Source organism: Solihabitans fulvus (assembly GCF_008386585.1).
Classification (GTDB): Bacteria; Actinomycetota; Actinomycetes; order Mycobacteriales; family Pseudonocardiaceae; genus Solihabitans; species Solihabitans fulvus.
In genome coordinates, this window is sequence record NZ_VUOB01000052.1 from 66352 (window position 1) to 83582 (window position 17231).

15 protein-coding genes are annotated in these 17231 nt (G+C 71.4%); 11 read left to right on the forward strand and 4 right to left on the reverse strand.

The window, feature by feature from the left end:
* The first annotated feature begins 75 nt into the window (after positions 1–75).
* The 4 genes from F0L68_RS26620 (at position 76) to F0L68_RS26635 (ending at position 3973) form a co-directional block, all read left to right on the forward strand.
* Complete coding sequence (locus tag F0L68_RS26620; protein ID WP_149852547.1) at positions 76–834, forward strand: IclR family transcriptional regulator; 759 nt, start codon at positions 76–78, stop codon at positions 832–834.
* Positions 835–871: 37 nt separating this feature from the next.
* The gene (locus F0L68_RS26625) at positions 872–1255 is read left to right on the forward strand and encodes a RidA family protein (RefSeq protein ID WP_149852548.1); all 384 of its coding nucleotides are present in this window, start codon (positions 872–874) and stop codon (positions 1253–1255) included.
* A 56-nt stretch (positions 1256–1311) separates the two neighbouring features.
* A complete protein-coding gene (locus F0L68_RS26630; protein ID WP_149852549.1) occupies positions 1312–2700 on the forward strand; it encodes an amino acid permease in 1389 nt (462 codons plus the stop codon).
* A gap of 262 nt (positions 2701–2962) precedes the next feature.
* Positions 2963–3973, forward strand: a complete 1011-nt coding sequence (locus tag F0L68_RS26635; protein WP_223199156.1) for a glycoside hydrolase family 19 protein — start codon at positions 2963–2965, stop codon at positions 3971–3973.
* Between the two features lie 78 nt (positions 3974–4051).
* Here F0L68_RS26635 and F0L68_RS26640 read toward each other — a convergent pair whose 3' ends face one another.
* Positions 4052–4405, reverse strand: a complete 354-nt coding sequence (locus F0L68_RS26640; RefSeq protein ID WP_149852550.1) for a DUF1844 domain-containing protein — start codon at positions 4403–4405, stop codon at positions 4052–4054.
* Between the two features lie 316 nt (positions 4406–4721).
* On the opposite strand from F0L68_RS26640, the gene infC reads away from it, so the two are divergent.
* From infC to F0L68_RS42675, 5 genes are all read left to right on the forward strand, one after another.
* Positions 4722–5336 (forward strand): translation initiation factor IF-3, encoded by a 615-nt coding sequence (gene infC, locus F0L68_RS26645; protein ID WP_149852551.1) that lies wholly within the window; start codon positions 4722–4724, stop codon positions 5334–5336.
* A gap of 79 nt (positions 5337–5415) precedes the next feature.
* The gene (gene rpmI, locus F0L68_RS26650) at positions 5416–5610 is read left to right on the forward strand and encodes a 50S ribosomal protein L35 (protein ID WP_149852552.1); all 195 of its coding nucleotides are present in this window, start codon (positions 5416–5418) and stop codon (positions 5608–5610) included.
* A 94-nt stretch (positions 5611–5704) separates the two neighbouring features.
* A complete protein-coding gene (gene rplT, locus F0L68_RS26655) occupies positions 5705–6076 on the forward strand; it encodes a 50S ribosomal protein L20 (RefSeq protein ID WP_149852553.1) in 372 nt (123 codons plus the stop codon).
* Positions 6073–6921 (forward strand): TrmH family RNA methyltransferase, encoded by an 849-nt coding sequence (locus F0L68_RS26660; RefSeq protein WP_149852554.1) that lies wholly within the window; start codon positions 6073–6075, stop codon positions 6919–6921. The genes rplT and F0L68_RS26660 overlap by 4 nt, the downstream gene beginning before the upstream one ends.
* A gap of 103 nt (positions 6922–7024) precedes the next feature.
* Positions 7025–8365: a hypothetical protein gene (locus F0L68_RS42675; protein WP_188316847.1), complete on the forward strand. Its 1341-nt coding sequence runs from the start codon at positions 7025–7027 to the stop codon at positions 8363–8365.
* Positions 8366–8378: 13 nt separating this feature from the next.
* On the opposite strand, the gene F0L68_RS26670 is transcribed toward F0L68_RS42675, so the two are convergent.
* Complete coding sequence (locus tag F0L68_RS26670) at positions 8379–11024, reverse strand: type 1 periplasmic-binding domain-containing protein (RefSeq protein WP_149852555.1); 2646 nt, start codon at positions 11022–11024, stop codon at positions 8379–8381.
* A 258-nt stretch (positions 11025–11282) separates the two neighbouring features.
* Here F0L68_RS26670 and pheS point away from each other — a divergent pair, with 258 nt between their 5' ends.
* Positions 11283–12350 (forward strand): phenylalanine--tRNA ligase subunit alpha, encoded by a 1068-nt coding sequence (gene pheS / locus F0L68_RS26675; protein ID WP_149852556.1) that lies wholly within the window; start codon positions 11283–11285, stop codon positions 12348–12350.
* Positions 12351–12353: 3 nt separating this feature from the next.
* Positions 12354–14834 (forward strand): phenylalanine--tRNA ligase subunit beta, encoded by a 2481-nt coding sequence (gene pheT, locus F0L68_RS26680; protein ID WP_149852557.1) that lies wholly within the window; start codon positions 12354–12356, stop codon positions 14832–14834.
* Positions 14835–14966: 132 nt separating this feature from the next.
* Here the strand turns inward: pheT and F0L68_RS26685 are convergent, their stop codons facing one another.
* The gene (locus F0L68_RS26685; protein WP_149852558.1) at positions 14967–15908 is read right to left on the reverse strand and encodes a hypothetical protein; all 942 of its coding nucleotides are present in this window, start codon (positions 15906–15908) and stop codon (positions 14967–14969) included.
* Between the two features lie 135 nt (positions 15909–16043).
* Positions 16044–16757, reverse strand: coding sequence for a DNA alkylation repair protein (locus F0L68_RS26690; RefSeq protein WP_223199157.1), 714 nt, complete (start codon positions 16755–16757; stop codon positions 16044–16046).
* Positions 16758–17231 lie beyond the last annotated feature (474 nt).

Genomic DNA, 17231 nt, shown 5'->3' on the forward strand with positions numbered 1-17231 from the left:
GCGTGCGAGCGAATCATTCGACACAGCGCCGCACCGCCGGCTCATGCCCTCGATGAGCGTCAGCGAGGAGACGGCATGAGCCAGAGTCTGGACCGCGCGCTGACGATGTTGGCCGGCCTCTCCGAGGGCCCCAAAACGCTCGACCAGCTCGCCGGCACGGTCGACGTGCACAAGTCGACCGCCCTCCGCCTGCTGCGCACCCTGGAGTCGCACCGGTTCGTGCAGCGCGACGGCGTCCGCTACTACCGCCTCGGCACCGCCCTGTTCGACTTGGCCAACCGGGCGCTGGAGGACCGCGACGTGCGGCGCAGCGCCGAGGCCGCGCTGCGCGACCTCAACGGCCGCACCGGTTACACCGTGCACCTCGCCAGCTACGAGGGCGGCGAGGTCATCTACATCGACAAGTACGACAGCACGCACCCGATGCGGATGTACTCGCGCATCGGCAGGCGGGCCCCGCTGCACTGCACGGCCGTCGCCAAGGTGCTGCTGTCCGCGATGCCGGCGGCCGCGTGCCGGCAGATCGTCGAGTCGATGGAGTATCCGAGGCTCACGGCGAACACCATCACCAACCCGACCGACTACCTCGCCGAGCTGGACCGCGTGCGGGCGCGCGGGTTCGCCATGGACAACGCCGAGCACGAGGACTTCATCCACTGCATCGCCGCGCCGATCCGGGGCGCGCGCGGCGAGACGCTGGCCGCCGTCTCGCTGTCGGTGCCCAAGGTGCTGCTCGACTTCGACGGCCTGATGGCCCTGGTGCCTGATCTCCAGCGCACCGCGGCCGCCGCGTCCGTCGAGTGCGGCTGGTCGCCGCCAACCGAACGTCCCTGACCGCACCACACTCAACCACCACTGGAGGACAGGCAGCATGCCCAAGATCGCCATCAGCACCGACAAGGCGCCCGCCCCCGTCGCCGCCTACTCGCAGGCCGTCCGCAAGGGCAACATCCTGCAACTGGCCGGTCAGGTCGGCATCGACGCGGCGACCGACGAGACCGTCGCCGGCGGTGTCGGCGAGCAGACCCGCCAGACCATGCGCAACATCGAGACCGTGCTCAAGGAGGCGGGCGCGACCTTCGACGACGTGGTGATGATGCGCGTCTACCTCACCGACAAGGCGCACTTCGACGCGATGAACGAGGCCTACAGCGAGTTCGTCGCCGCGCCGTTCCCCGGCCGCACCACCGTGTACGTCGGCCTGCCCGGCGACCTGCTGGTGGAGATCGACGCGCTGGCCGTCCTCGGCGACTGATTTCGCCGGGAAGGGGGCTTTCGGGTATCTCTTGGTACTCCGAAAGCCCCCTTCGTGTGTCAAGAGGACAGAGCACAGTGGACGAACCCGGCCTGCGCCGAGAACTCAGCGGCCGGCAGATCGGCATGATCGCGATCGGCGGCGCGATCGGCACCGGCCTGTTCCTCGGCTCCGGGCTGGCGATCTCGCTGGCCGGGCCATCGGTGATCATCGCCTACGCGGTCGGCGGCGTGCTCGCCCTCGCGCTGGCCTACGCGCTGGCCGAGATGACGGTCGTGCACCCGGAGGCCGGCGGGTTCGGGGCCATCGCGCACCGCTACCTCGGCCCGTTGGCCGGCTTCGTACAGCGCTGGACTTACTGGGTCGCGCAGGTGGTGAACATCGGCAGCGAGGTCACCGCAGCCGGCCTGTACGTGCGGTTCTGGTGGTCGCAGCTGCCGCTGTGGGTGCCGGTCACCGCGTTCTCTGTGGTGATGCTGCTGGTGAACGCGGCGTCGGTCCGGTTCTTCGGCGAGTTCGAGTACTGGTTCGCGATGATCAAGGTCGTCACGATCGTGGTGTTCGTCGCGCTCGGCCTCGTCTACGTCACCGTCGGCCTGCCCGGCCGCCCGGCGACCGGTCTCGGCGCGCTGACCGAGCACGGCGGCTTCGCGCCGGGCGGGGTGGCCGGCCTGTGGCTGGCGATGACGGTGGTCACCTTCAGCTACCTCGGCACCGAGGCGGTGGCGCTGACCGCCGCCGAGTCCCGCGACCCCGCCCGCGACGTGCCGAGGGCCGCCCGCCGGATGGTGTTCCGGCTCGGGCTGTTCTACCTGCTCGGCATCTCCGTGGTGGTGGCGATCGTGCCGTGGCCGGAGGCCGCGGTGGCGGACGGCGTCGCGCAGAGCCCGTTCGTGCGGCTGTTCACGGCGGCCGGCGTCCCGGCCGCGGCGGGGATCATGAACTTCGTGGTGCTCACCGCCGCGCTGTCCGCGATGAGCACCAACCTGTACGTGAGCGCGCGCATGGCGTACTCGCTGGCCAGGGACGGCTACGCGCCGAAGGCCCTGGCCAGGGTCGACGCGCGCGGCACGCCCCGCAACGCCCTGCTGCTCTCGGCGCTCGGCCTGACGCTGGCCGCCGTGCTCGCCGTGGCCGCCCCGGACGGTGCCTTCGCGCTGCTGGTGGGGATCGCGCTGTTCGGCGCGCTGGTCACCTGGCTGCTCATCTTCGCCTCGCAGCTCGCGTTCCGCCGCAGTCGCGCCGCCGAGGGCCTGTCGCCGTCGCCGATCCGGCTGCCCGGCGCGCCGTCGACGACGGTGCTGGCGATGGCGTTCGTGCTGGCCGTGCTGGTGACCCTGGGCTTCACCAGGCAGTTCGCGCCGGCGCTCGCCGCCGGGGTGCCGTTCCTGCTGCTGGTCGCGCTGTCCTATCCGGCCGTCCGACGGCGAGCGAACCGTCGGTAGACCGTTCCGGCGTAGGCGTTCACCGGAACGCAGTGACCTCTTGACTGGACTAGACCAATCAGATTGAGTGGTGAGGGTCACCGGCCCCCGGTGGGCCGTGGCGAACGGGACAGCCCCTGCATTCGTTGCTGCCCAAAGGAGTTGCCGCATGTCCACCAGTCGCATGCCCCTGAGTCCAAAGTCCCTGAGTCGAAGGTCCCCGAGTCGTAGTCCCCTGAGGAGAGTCCTGGCCCTCGTCGCCGCGGCGGCGATCGCCGGCACGATGGCGATCTTCGCGCCGTGGTCCGGCGGAGTGTCCACGGCGGACACCTGCGCGAGCGCCTGGACCGCGTCGGCGGTCTACACCGGCGGAATGTCCGCGTCCTACAACGGTCACAACTGGTCCGCGAAATGGTGGACCCAGAACGAAACCCCCGGTGTCGCGAGCGTGTGGGGCGACGCGGGCGCCTGCGGTTCCGGCGGTGGCGGCGGAGGCGGGAGCTGTAGCTACCCGGACTGGGTCGCCGGCAGGTCCTACGTCGCGGGCGACATCGTCCGGTACAGCAACGGCGGGTACTACAAGGCGTCGCACGACAATCCCGGCTACGACCCGACCATCAGCACCTGGTACTGGGACCCGTACACCTGCGGATCGACGCCGCCGGGAGGCGGATCGGGCTTCGTCGTCAGCGAGGCCCAGTTCGACCAGATGTTCCCCAGCCGCAGTTCCTTCTACACCTACAGCGGCCTGACCGCGGCGCTCAGTGCGTACCCCGGTTTCGCCACCACCGGCAGCGACACGGTGCAGAAGCAGGAGGCGGCCGCGTTCCTGGCCAACGTCAGCCACGAGACCGGCGGGCTGGTGTACGTGGTGGAGCAGAACACGTCGAACTACCCGCACTACTGCGACACCAGCCAGCCCTACGGCTGCCCAGCCGGCACGGCCGCCTACTACGGCCGGGGGCCGATCCAGCTGAGCTGGAACTTCAACTACAAGGCCGCGGGCGACTCGCTCGGCATCGACCTGCTCGACAATCCGTACCTGGTGGAGCAGGACCCGGCGGTGGCCTGGAAGACCGGCCTCTGGTACTGGAACACGCAGAACGGCCCCGGCACGATGACCCCGCACAACGCGATGGTCAACGGCGCCGGGTTCGGCGAGACGATCCGCAGCATCAACGGCAGCCTGGAGTGCAACGGCGGCAACCCCGCACAGGTGCAGAGCCGGGTCGACGCCTACCAGCGGTTCACCCAGATCCTCGGCACGACGCCGGGCGGCAACCTGTACTGCTGACCGCGTCGACGGCCGACGGCCGCGCCCCGGGTGCGCACCCGGGACGCGGCCGTCGCGTGTCTGGCGCCGGGCGAGCCGTCAGTAGACGGGGCCGGTGTACTTCTCGCCCGGTCCGGCACCGGGCTCGTCCGGCACGGCCGAGGCCTCGCGGAACGCGCGTTGCAGCGCCTGGAGGCCCTCGCGCAGCGGACCGGCGTGCGGGCCGAGGTACTCCACCGACGCGGTGATCAGGCCGGCGAGCGCGGTGATCAGGCGGCGGGCCTCGTCCAGGTCGCGCAGCGGGCTGCTGTCGGGGTCGGGGTCGGCCAGCCCGAGCCGCTCGGCCGCCGAGGACATCAGCATCACCGCGGCCCTGCTGATGACCTCGACGCTGGGCACCTCGCCGAGCTCGCGGACGCTGTCGTCGGTCTCGGCTACCTGGGGGTCGTTCACGGTGTCATTATCGCGGGAGCCTCCGGGGCAATCCGCCAGCCGGGGCGTGATCCTCGTCCTGCGCGGGGCACCGGTAACGGTCTGCTACGATGTATGGCGCGACCAGCCCCCGTGAGTGCGGGGGCGGCAAGTGGAGCCCCGCTCCCACCCGAGCCACCGTCAAGGTAGCCGGGTCCGGTCCCAGGGATCAGCTCGCTGATGCTCTGGAGTTCTCGACGTCAACACGTCGGGTGATCGGTTGGAGGCGGGCCCCGCGTCATCACGACGCCGGGGCTCTTGCTGTTTCTGGGGCGCAACCGAGCCACAAAGGACGTGAATGACAAGTCCCTCGAACCGAGGAGCTCCGGTCAGCTCCGAGCCGCGCATCAACGACCGCATCCGCGTGCCGGAGGTCCGCCTGGTCGGGCCGAACGGCGAACAGGTCGGCATCGTCCGCATCGAGGACGCGCTCCGACTCGCGCAGGAAGCGGATCTGGACCTCGTTGAGGTGGCTCCACAGGCGCGTCCGCCGGTGTGCAAGCTCATGGACTACGGCAAGTTCAAGTACGAGAGCGCGCAGAAGGCCCGCGAGTCACGCCGCAACCAGCAGCTCACGGTCATCAAGGAGCAGAAGCTCCGGCCGAAGATCGACCCGCACGACTACGAGACGAAGAAGGGCCACGTGGCCCGATTCCTCTCGCACGGGAACAAGGTCAAGGTGACCATCATGTTCCGTGGTCGTGAGCAGTCGCGTCCCGAGCTGGGGTACCGGTTGTTGCAGCGACTGGCCGAAGACGTCGCCGAGCTGGGCTTCGTCGAGTCCAACCCGAAGCAGGACGGCCGCAACATGATCATGGTGTTGGCGCCGCACAAGACAACGAAGACGCGTCCGCAGAAGACCGCGTCGGACTCGGACCTCGATTCCGGCACGGACGAGTCGATCGGGGAGTGATCCCCGGCCGGGGCTAAGAATCCGGCACCGAGGACGCACCGCCGCCTTCACCCGGCGGCCGCACGAGACGAGGATGGAAATGCCGAAGAACAAGACCCACAAGGGGACTTCCAAGCGCATCAAGGTGACTGGAAGCGGCAAGCTGGTCCGTCAGAAGACCGGCATGCGCCACCGCCTTGAGGTGAAGCCCAGCACGCTCACCCGTCGTCTCGCCGGCACCACCGATGTCGCCAAGAGCGACGTGCCGCGGATGAAGAAGCTGCTCGGCCTCTAGTCCGGCGCAGGCGCCGCCTAGCCGGCTGCCGACCCCGTAATCCCTTGAACACAGGGGCGATCCACTTGCCCCACGAGATCGACAGGACGGACCCGTGGCACGCGTCAAGAGGGCGGTCAACGCCCAAAAGAAGCGCCGCACGACCCTTGAGCTGGCGAGCGGTTACCGCGGCCAGCGCTCGCGGCTGTACCGCAAGGCCAAGGAGCAGGTGCTCCACTCGCTCGGCTACGCCTACCGGGACCGCCGTGCCCGCAAGGGTGACTTCCGCAAGCTCTGGATCACCCGCATCAACGCCGCGGCGCGCCAGAACGGCATGACCTACAACCGGTTCATCCAGGGTCTCAAGATCGCCGGTGTCGAGGTCGACCGCAAGATCATGGCCGAGCTGGCTGTCAACGACCCGGCCGCGTTCGCCGCGCTGGTCGAGCTGTCGCGTCAGAACGTGCCCGCCGAGGACAACGCCTGAGCGCCGACTCTCGCGCACCACGACCCGGGGACGGTCCGTTCACCGAACGGACCCCCCGGGTCGTTGCTGCTCGGCGACTGACCAGGCGGGCGGGCCGGGAGCGCGCGGAGCGGTTCCTCGCCGAGGGCGTTCAGGCCGTCCGCGAGGCCCTGGCCTGGGCGGACGCCGGTCACGGTCGCGTGCACGAGCTGTTCGTCACCCAGGCCGCCGCGGCCCGCAACCCCGAGCTGGTCGACCGGGCCGTGCACGCGGGTGTGCCGGTCAACGAGGTCACCGAGAAGGCCGCCGCGGGCCTGTCCGAGACGGTCAGCCCGCAGGGCGTCGTCGCGTCCTGCGACCCGCTGGACGTGCCGCTCGCCGACGCGCTGGCCGGCACGCCCCGGTTGGTCGCCGTGCTGGTCGGGGTGGCCGACCCCGGCAACGCCGGCACCGTCACCAGGGTCGCCGACGCGGCGGGCGCGGACGCCGTGCTGTTCGCAGGCGACACCGTCGACCCGCACAACGGCAAGTGCGTGCGCGCGTCCACCGGCAGCGTGTTCCACCTGCCGCTGGCCCGCTCCCGCGAGATCGACGAGGTGCTGGCCGCCTGCCGCGCCGCCGGGCTGCGACTGGTCGGGGCCGACGGCTACGCCGAGGCCGACCTGGACACCGCCGCGCTGCGCGGCGACCTCGCCGAGCCGACCGCGTGGGTGTTCGGCAGCGAGGCGCACGGCCTGCCCGACGCGGTGCTCGCCGAGCTGGACACCGCGCTGCGGGTGCCGATCTACGGGGGCGCGGAGAGCCTGAACCTGGCGACCGCCGCCGCCGTCTGCCTCTACGCCACCGCACGCGCGCAGCGCGCCTGACCCGCACCGGGCGTCCGTCCGGACGATCCTGTCGAAAGTCGCCACACGCGGCCACCGGCCCGCCTACGATCCGACGGTTTCCTTGATCCACTGGAGGCCCCGGATGTCGCGCCAGTTACTCGTCCCGGTTCTCGGCGTCGCGCTGCTCGCGCTCGCCGGCTGCGCAGGCGGCGGCCCGTCGCCGCAGCCGGTCACCGCCGCGTCGGAGAGTGCGTCCGCCGCCGCGCTTCCGCCGCACCCGTACCAGGGACAGGCCCTGCCTCGGCTAGCCGGTCAACCCGCGTGGGGACTCGACCCGACAGTGGATTCGAATGCCCACAGCATCCCGGTGTGGGCGGTCGGCGACTCGTTCGTCTTCCACACCGGCAGATCGGGCAGCCACGCCTACACCTTCCGGGCCGCGGCCACCGGCCAGGTCGTCGGCACCGTGCCGGACCCGCTCGACAGCGGCTCCACCACCTTCGCCACCCCCGCATCCACCGGCGAGTACCTCGGCAAGCCGGTGCTGTACCTGCGCGGCGGGAAGACCACCAAGGGCGACGGGCTGAGCCCGGACACGGTCGTCGACAGCTACGACGGGTATGACGCGCACGGCGTCGCCGTCGTGCACACCGACCGCCCCAAGGTCGCGCACTACGCCGACTCGCTGTTGTGGCAGAACGGTTTCTGGACGCAGCGCACCGACGCACAGGAAATTGTGTTCGACGCGAAGGGGCAGCAACTGTTCGGCGCGCCGACGAAGAACAGCAGGGAGCAGGGGCTGGACTTCACGCCGACCATCGTCGGCGGGTTCGCGATCCTCGGCCAGGACCAGTCGGGCGGCGGCGTCGATGTCGACGTGTACGACCTGAGCAAGCCGACCGCCCCCGCCTGGCGCGCCGGCACGGTCGCGCCTGCCGGCCTGACCGCGGCGGCCGGGCTCGTCGGCGTGTTCGACCACAAGGTCGTGCTCGGCTGGCGGCCCGGCGGCACGGACGCCTTCGGCCTGGAACCCGTCCAGTTCACCGTGCACGATCTCGCGACGGGACGCGTGCTGGCCACCACCCCCGTCGTGCACAACTGGCCAACGTCGACGTTGAGCTGGCCGCGCCCGGACAACCCGACCTACGACCGCACGACCGGCGCGCTCACCTTCAGCGGCAGCAACGCCAAACACGTCCCGGTCGCCATGACGTTCGACCTCAAAACGGGCCAACCGCTGTGGCAGCAGGGCGAACAGGACGCGGTCTTCAAGCCGAGGATCGCCGTCGCCGGGGCGTGCTACGGCTCCGCGAGCGGGTCCAACGCCACCGCGGTGGACGCCAACGGCAAGGTCCTCGACCACGACCTGCGGACCTCGCCGGTCGCGGTCTCCGACGACGGCTACGCCCTGGTCACCGAGACCGAGGCGGCCCTGCACGGCCTGGCCGCCGACGCGTGGGTCTTCAAGGGCCAACCTTCTTAGCCCGCAGGCGTTCTTAGCCTGCGGGCGGGCATCCCTGGCTCTCCGGCTCGGCGTCCGCGGCGGCCCCGCAGACGAACCGCATCGTGGGCGGGGCGTCGACGTTGTTGATCCGGCCGACGCCGAAGATCGCCAGCCGCTTGTTCTTCGGCTCCTGCCCCGCGGTGAAGTCGATCGCCCCGGTGACGCCGTCGAACCGCATCCCGCGCAACTGCGCCCACACGGCGGCGGGTGTCACGGGCACCGGTCGCCGCCACTTCGCCGGGTGGTTCGGGTCCGGCGGCCCGGTGTCGACGGCGACCAGCCGCTCGACCGCGCGCAGCAGCGCCGTGCTCGCGTCGTAGCCAAGCACCGCCCGCTCGCCGAGCGGGTGCGTCGAGTCGGGCGCGCAGGGCCGCCACGGATCGTCCCGCGCGGAGATCAGGTCGAAGAAGCGCTGCCGGAAGACGTTGGCCCCGCCTCGGTTCTGGCAGGACACCAGCGTCGACTTCGCCACGTACAGCAGCGGCCGGTTGTTGCGCGGCTGCTCCCGCAGCCTCGGGTCCGCGATGTACCGGTTCACCGAGTCGTCCGCGATGACCGTCGGCACCACGTCCCCGCAGGTCTCCTCCAGCATCGTGATGAACGGGTCGAAGTCGAGCGACCGGCCCGCGTAGAACACGGTCGGCGTCGGCCGCTCCGCGCACATCCGGGCGATCGACCCCGCCGACTCGGCCGGTTTGTTCCACTCGCCCTGGTAGCCGACGGAGATCCCGGCCGAGGGCAGCGCCTTCGCGAGGTCGTCGGACAGCGTCCGCGTGTAGAGGTCGGAGTCGTCGGGGTGGTAGTAGAGGTAGGCCCGGCTGCCCGCGGGCGCCGTCGTCCTGGTGTAGGCGGCGATCAGCTGGGCCTGCTGCGTGTTGGGCGGCGCGATCTGGAAGTACGTCGGCGACGCCTGGAACAGCTCGTCGGCGGACAGGCTCGGCGCGAGGATCGGCAGCCCGAGGGCGGTCAGCTCCTGGATCACCTCCACGGTCGCCTGCCGGCTCTCGTCCAACCCGATCGCCCCGACGACGCCGGAATCGCCCTGGATCACCGGCCGCAGCATGTCCACCACGTCCCTGCCCTCGACGATCTGCGGGCCCTCGTTGGCCACGATCACCCGCAGCAGGGGAGCCGTGGTGACCCCGCTGTTCTCGTTGAGCCGCTCGCGCTGCGCCGCCGCGATGCCCTCGAGGTCCTCGCTCTGGGCGGTGAACGAGGGCAGGTCGGTCAGCTGGCCGAGGTAGATCGCCGAGACGAACGGCCGCGCTGGCTGCTGGTCGTGCAGCTGCTCCGCCCTGCGGTTCTGGTCGAAGATCCGCTCCTGCGCCTCGCGCAGCCGGACGTCGCCCGAGCTGAACACGTAGTCGCGGCTGTCGGAGAACCCGACGCAGCTGCCGCTGATCAGCCGCACCGACACCCGCTCCCCGGTGAGCCCGCCGAAGCAGTGCAGATGGTCGCCGACCTCGACGGCCCCGACGGTCGCGACGCCGGCCACCAACGCCAGCACGAGGCCGGCAACGGCGGCGCGGCCCGCCCACCAGCGCGGCCTGGCCGGCACGATCGCCTCGTCGACCGTCGGGTGCGGCCCGGTGACGGCCGGCACCGTGACCGTCAGCTGCCAGGTCGTGCCGTCCCTGCGCAGCCGCGACGCCGCCAGCGCGGCCCGCCAGGTGGGCAGGCCGGAGTCCGCCACGTCGGCGGCCAGCACGGCCAGCGCGTCCGGCGCCTGGGCCTCGGCCGTCGCGGCCTGCGCCGTCGGCGGCGAGGCGCCGGCGGCGACGATCAGCAGCGGATCGAACTGGCCGGTGCCGTTGCGCACGTCGTTGACCAGCCGCAGCAGCTCCTCGCCCGCGCCGGCCGCGCCGACGTCGTCCAGCAGCGCGACCGGGTACACCGTGCGCCGCCAGCCCCGCAGCCGCCACGGCCGCCGCCGGTCGTAGGCCCGCCGCAGGTCCTCAAGGAACGCGTGCACCAGCAGCTTGTCCACCTGCTCCGCGTTCTCCTTGGCGCGCGGTCCCGAGGTGAGCCGCTGGGCGAACCCGATGAACGTCCGCGACAGCCGGGGCGCGAGGTACTGCTGGTGCATAAACCAGCGGAACTCCCGCCCGAAACCGGGAATCCGCCCGCTGACCCTGGCCCGGAACACCGCCGTCGGGATCAGCAGCCGCCACAACCACAGCGCGAGCCGCTGCATCGGGCCGGTGAGCTGCCGGTCGCCCTCCGCGAGCAGCTCCTCGCCCCAGCGGCCCAGCCTGGCGCGCAGTCTGCGGGCCAGCTCGCGGCGCGCGGCCACGCCGTCCAGGTGGCTCAGGTCGTCGTGGCCGGTCAGCCAGTCGGCCAGCAGGAAGCGGCGAAACCGCAGCGGCGGCAGCCGGAACCGGTCCATGGCCAGCTGCTGGCACAGCGCACGCAGCAACTCCTGCACGTCGTCGGCTCCCGCCGCGTCCACGAGTGCGTGCGGCACGGCCGCCAGCCGGTCGTCCAGCGCCGCCAGCAGCGCGCCGCCGTCCTGCGGCATGACCAGTCGCAGCATCGGCAGGTCCCGGTCGCCCTTGCGCGGCCGGGCGACCAGCGCGGCGAACAGCCGCATGAACTCGCGTGCGCCCTCGAAGGGTTGCCGGACGGGACCATCGGCCATGGCGGGCGCTCTCCCTCGGTGCCTCGGGTACACGTATGGTCGTCCTCTCGGCACAGCGAGTTACCCGACATAACCGGATTGGATCAGCCGGGGCGTCGGTGTCCTGGCCGGCGGCGTCCGGCCAGGCCCGGGCCTCGAACCGTTACTCGGCTGATGTCCGATTGGCCGATCGCCTAGGATCGGTCCGATGCCCGCCGTCCGACACGCCGGGCGGCCTGCCATGACGTCATCGCCCACCTCGGGAGCTGTCCACCAACCATGTCCGGAGCCAACGACGTGTACGACCCCAAGGAGGTCGCGGCCCTCAAGCCGGAGGCCCTCCAGGAGGCCGTGCGGAAGGCCCGAGAGGCGTTCGCAGCCGCGACCGACCTCGACGCGCTGGCCGGCGTCAAGCCGGCTCACCTCGGTGACCGTTCGCCGCTGCTGACCGCGCGCCGCGAGATCGGCGCGCTGCCGCCCGCCGCCAAGGCCGAGGCCGGCAAGCGGGTCAACGAGGCGCAGCACGCCATCAAGTCCGTGTTCGACGAGCGGCGAGCCGAGCTCCAGATCGAGCGCGACGAGCGGGTGCTGCGCGACGAGACCGTCGACGTGACGCTGCCATGGGACCGGATCCCGCGTGGCGCGCGCCACCCCATCACCACGCTCGCCGAGCGCGTCGGCGACGTGTTCGTGGCCATGGGCTACGAGGTGGCCGAGGGTCCCGAGCTGGAGACCGAGTGGTTCAACTTCGACGCGTTGAACTTCGGCAAGGACCACCCGGCCCGCACGATGTCGGACACCTTCTACATCGGGCCGAAGGACTCCGGGCTGGTGCTGCGCACGCACACCTCCCCGGTGCAGGTGCGCGCGCTGCTGGACCGCGACCTGCCCGTGTACGTGGTCTGCCCCGGCCGCACCTTCCGCACCGACGAGCTGGACGCCACGCACACCCCGGTGTTCCACCAGGTCGAGGGCCTCGCCGTGGACAAGGGCATCACCATGGCCCACCTCAAGGGCACGCTCGACGCGTTCGCCCGCGCCATGTTCGGCGAGCAGTCGCGCACCAGGCTGCGCCCGCACTTCTTCCCGTTCACCGAGCCGTCCGCCGAGGTGGACGTGTGGTTCCCGGAGAAGAAGGGCGGCGCGGGCTGGGTGGAATGGGGCGGCTGCGGCATGGTCAACCCCAACGTGCTGCGCGCCTGCGGCGTCGACCCCGAGGTCTACTCGGGCTTCGCCTTCGGTATGGGCCTGGAACGCACCTTGCAGTTCCGCAACGGCCTGTCCGACATGCGGGACATGATCGAGGGCGACGTCCGCTTCACCCTGCCCTTCGGAACGGAGGCCTGATCCGTGCGTATCCCGGTTACCTGGTTGACCGAGCACCTCGAGTTCGACGAGGCGCCAACACCCGACCAGCTCGCCGACGCGTTCGTGCGGATCGGTATCGAGGTCGATGACGTCAGTCCGCTCGGCACCGTCACCGGCCCGCTGGTGGTCGGCCGCGTCGCCGAGATCGAGGAGCTGGCCGAGTTCAAGAAGCCGATCCGGTACTGCAAGGTCGAGGTCGGCGGCGACGAGCCGAGCGGGATCGTCTGCGGCGCGACGAACTTCGTCGAGGGCGACCTCGTGGTCGTCGCGCTGCCCGGCGCCGTGCTGCCCGGCGACTTCACCATCTCGGCGCGCAAGACCTACGGCCGCACCAGCAACGGCATGATCTGCTCCGCCAGCGAGCTTGGCCTCGGCGACGACCACTCCGGCATCCTGGTGCTGCCCGGCGGCGAGGCCAGCCCCGGCGACGACGCGATGGCGCTGCTCGGCCTCGACGACACGGTCATGGAGCTGACGCCGACCCCCGACCGCGGCTACTGCTTCTCCGTCCGGGGCCTCGGCCGCGAGCTGGCCTGCGCGTTCGACGTGCCCTTCGGCGACCCGGCGTTCGCGACCGAGGTGCCCGAGGCCGAGGGCGAGGTGCACCCCGTGCACATCGAGGACCGCGACGGCTGTTCGCGGTTCGTGGCCAGGCGCGTCACGGGTGTGGACGCCAGCGCGCCGACGCCGTGGTTCATGCGGCGCAGGCTGATGCTGGCCGGCGTCCGGTCGATCTCGCTGGCCGTCGACGTCACCAACTACGTGATGCTGGAGCTCGGCCAGCCGCTGCACGCGTTCGACGCGAACGCCATCAAGGGCGGCCTCGTCGTGCGCAGGGCGACGGCGGGGGAGAAGCTGACCACGCTGGACGGCGTCGAGCGGGCGCTCGACCCCGACGACATCGTCATCTGCGATGAGACCGGCCCGATCTCGCTCGCCGGCACCATGGGCGGCGAGAGCACGGAGATCACCGGCGAGAGCACGGACATCCTGCTCGAGGCCGCGGTCTGGGACCCGGCGTCGATCGCGCGGACCGTGCGCCGGCACAAGCTGCCGAGCGAGGCGGCGAAGCGGTTCGAGCGGACCATCGACCCCGCGCTGGCGCCGATGGCGCTGGAGCGGGCCGCGAAGCTGCTGCACCAGTACGGCGACGGCAGCATCCTGCCCGGTCGCACCGACGTCGGCCTGCCCGAGCTGCCCGGCCCGGTGTCCATGCCGATCGACCTGCCCGACCGCGTCGCGGGCGTGCACTACGCGCGCGGCGTAACGGCGCGGCGGCTCGGCCAGATCGGTTGCCGGGTCGAGGTCACCACGGGCGACGACGGCACCACGTTCATCACGGCCGTGCCGCCGACCTGGCGCTCGGACCTGGTGCAGCCCGCCGACCTGGTCGAGGAGGTGCTGCGGCTGGAGGGGCTGGACTCGATCCCGTCCACGCTGCCGCCCGCCCCGGCCGGTCGCGGCCTGACGGAGACGCAGCGGCGCAGGCGCACGGCGTCGCGGGCGCTGGCCGAGTCCGGGTTCGTCGAGGTGCTGCCGTTCCCGTTCACCTCGCCGGCCGTCTGGGACGCGTTCGGCCTGGACGCCGACGATGTCCGGCGCAACGCGGTCACGGTGCTCAACCCGCTCGAAGCCGAGCGCGACCAGTTGGCCACCACGCTGCTGCCCGGCCTCATCGACGCGGCGCAGCGCAACCTCTCGCGCGGCCAGCGCGATCTGGCGCTGTTCCACCTCGGCCAGGTGACGCTGCCGAGGGCGCAGCAGGTTCCCGTGCCCGATCTCGGCACCGAGGGCCGGCCGTCCGAGGCCGAGCTGGCCACGGCCCTCGCGGCCCTGCCACAGCAGCCGCTACACGCGGCCGCGCTGCTGACCGGCCACCGCGAGCAGGCCGGCTGGTGGGGCGAGGGTCGCCAGGCGACCTGGGCGGACGCGGTCGAGGCCGCCCGCACGGCGGCCGCCGCGTACGGCGTCACGCTGACCGTGGTGGCCTCGGACCTGGCGCCGTGGCACCCCGGCCGCTGCGCCGAGCTGCGGGTGGGTGACTGGCCCGTCGGCCACGCTGGCGAACTGCACCCGAAGGTCGTCGAGGCGTTGGGCCTGCCCAAGCGCACCTGCGTGATGGAGCTGGACCTGGACGCCCTGCCGCTGTCGGACCAGCGACCGGCCCCGGTCGTGTCGCCGTACCCGCCGGTGCTGCTGGACGTGGCGCTCGTGGTGGACGCGAAGGTGCCGGCCGGCGAGCTGACCGAGACGCTGCGCGGCGGTGGCGGCGACCTGCTGGAGGAGATCCGGCTGTTCGACGACTACACCGGCGAGCAGGTCGGCGAGGGCAAGCGGTCGGTGGCGTACTCGCTGCGGTTCCGTGCCCCTGACCGGACCCTCACCCTGGAGGAGGCGACCGCCGCAAGGGACACGGCGGTGGCTGCCGCCAGCGAGCGGCACGGCGCGACGCTGCGCGCCTGACCTCGGCTACTGGAACGGATCACGGACCCGGCGCACCACGCGCTGGGTCCGTGGTGTTTGTGCGGCATTCGACGGTGTTCGTGTGGCCGAAAGTGTTCGCGGGGCCAGTCGGGTCGGTCGGGGCGGCTGGGTTCAGTGGTACTGCTCGGCCACCCGCTGGTACTCCGCAGCCGCGTTCTCCCCGAGGTAGCCCCACGGCACGGAATGCAGCCGATCGCCCATCCCGCGCAGGTGGGTGTGGGCCCGCGCCGCGTCGCCGGCCAGGCAGAACGCGGCCGCGAACAGGTTGTGCGCCTGGAGGCTCCTCGGGTGCGGCCTCGGCTCGACCAGCCAGCGGTCCGACGCGTCGGCGATCTCGCCGTGCACCTCGCCGAAGTACTTGCCGCCCAACCGGGCGGCCGCGCGCCGGTCGTGCCGCTGCGCGGCTTCCTGCCGCCGGGACAGGAAGATCTCGAAGTGCGCCAGCGGCACCATCGCCGCGAGGGGGTGGCCCATCGGCGCCCTGGCGACCCGTTCGCGGGCGAAGGCCAGCATCTCCGCGTCGGACCCGTGCCACTTCGCGGCCCTGATCTGCACCGAATACCAGTGCGCCGGGTAGAACGTGCCGCACCGGTCGGTCACCTCGCGCCAGATCTTGTCGATCTGCTCGCGGTCCACCTGAAGTCCCATCCCGACGGCGAGCAGGTTCGCCCACGGCGCCGGATCGTGCGGCAGCAGGGCCGCGGCCTCGTGCAGCGGCTGCACCGCCCGCCGCAGCGTCGAGTGGAACACCTTGAACCGGTCCTCGCCGACGCTGGTGGCCCATCCGCCACCGCGCACCGCCCACGCCTCCGCGATGAACGCGCGCCCGGCCAGCAGCGCGAGGTCGGGGTCCTCGTTCTCCGTCGCGCTCGCGGCGATCTTCTGCGCCTGGCCGATGAGCTCGTCGCTGAGCACCTCGGCCCGCAGCGCCCGCAGCTCGGGCTGGTCCCGGCACTCGGCCAGCACGGTCGTCGCGGCCCGCAGGTGGCCGTCGCGAACCTCGGCGACGGCCGCGTCGAGCACCGGGTCCCGGAAGGTGCGATCAATGATCATCTCCGGCACCTGGCGCCTGGGTCTCAGCCGGCGGAACAACCTCATCCGGGCACCGTAATCGACTACCGTTCGCGCGCGAGCGCGGTGTGCCGCATCTTGCTGTCGCCCGGCGGATGGTCGTCGGCGGATCCGAGCTCAGAGGTGCTTGAGCGCCTCCCGGCGCGACAGCGGCGACAGCGCGGGATGCGCGGCGACGAAGTCGAGGACCCACCGAGGGTCGGTCCGCGCGTGCTGCCGCAGCGCCCAGCCGATGCCCTTGCGCAGGAAGAAGTCCTGGTCCTCGATGTTCGCCGTGACGCACTCGGCGAGCAGCGCGGTGTCCGTGGCCTCCTTCGCGCCGAGCTGGCAGATCACCGACGTGCGCCGCTTCCACCGGTCCTCGTCGCGCGCCCACTGCCGCATCGACTCGGTCAGCGCCTCGGGGCTGGCCCGCAGCAGCGGCCCGATCCGCCGCGCGGCGATCTCGTCGACGAAGTCCCACCACGCGCCGGTGACCACCATCTCCTCGTACAGCGGCAGCAGGGCCGGGGTCTGCCAGGCCGCGTACGCGCGGTGTCCGGTGAGATCGATGGCGACGTACCGCTCCTCGCGGTGGGTCGCGCCCCGCCACAGTTCGAGCGCGGTGCCGACCAGAGTGTCCACATCGGACAGTGGATGCTCGGCGAAGAGCCTGCGGGTCATCGCCCGTCGCTCCGGGTTGGCCACGCCCCGGAACGGCATCGTCGACTTCATGTAGGCCTGCATCTGCGGCGCCTTGGCCGGATCGGCCAGCTCGGCGAGCCCGTTGCGGGCGGCGTGGACCAGGGCCGCGTCGACGAGTGCGGAGTCCACCAACGCCGTGTCGATCACGGCACGCTCACCGTGAGCGGGAGTGTCATGGCGGCACGGTATGCCCCCGCACCGACATTCGCCCGCCTGTCGGGGTCACCAACTTGGGGCATGCCTGACGATGATGGCCGTGCCCAGCGTCACAGGCTGGGATGTAATGCTCCGTTTGACGCTTTTGTGCCATCGAACGGGTGCGCGCCGAATGGCCCACTACTTTCGGGTAGAATAGTTTTCAACAAGTTTTCCGAGTGCGAATGTGATCTTGACCGTTCGCCTTTCGGATTCGCCTCGAACTGATTAGATTTGAGAAGACACCGCTGTGTCATCGAAACGGCAGCGCCGCCATGTGGTCGATGCCTGCCGGGGTGGGCCCCGTAGGGGCCGGTATTTGACACTGGTTACCACCTGGAGTTCTGTTCAATCATGCTGCCCGCCGCAGTGTCCGTTGAGGCTGATCCCGTTCCGTATTTGCCGACACCGCCCGACGAAGACGAG